At 51.7% G+C, this 323-nt stretch carries 1 protein-coding gene; it reads right to left on the bottom strand.

Annotated features, from left to right (window positions below; genetic code table 11):
- Positions 1–323: hypothetical protein (locus tag BCU84_RS20760; protein ID WP_157936248.1), on the bottom strand; the 323-nt coding region annotated here is incomplete at both ends.

Genomic DNA, 323 nt, shown 5'->3' on the forward strand with positions numbered 1-323 from the left:
ACGCCATCAATGCTGTAATCGCCATTGGCATCGACAGTCACGCCCGTCACCTCAAGGGTGTTGCCGGCGCTATCGGTAAGAATAAGGGTGACAGTGCTATCTTCTGCGACATCGGTGGTGGTACCTGAAATGTCGGCTGTCTCTGCGCCGTCATTGATGGTGAGCGCCACATCAATAGAACCCGCAGTGGCGTCCATGTTATCAGTGTCATCATTAGTGACAGTCTGACCGTTTTGATCGACAGCTGAGGCATCAACGGTAATGTCGCCATCAACTAAGCCTGAAATGTCTACGCCATCAATGCTGTAATCGCCATTGGCATC

The organism is Shewanella sp. 10N.286.51.B7 (genome assembly GCF_002873615.1).
Taxonomy (GTDB): domain Bacteria; phylum Pseudomonadota; class Gammaproteobacteria; order Enterobacterales; family Shewanellaceae; genus Shewanella; species Shewanella electrodiphila.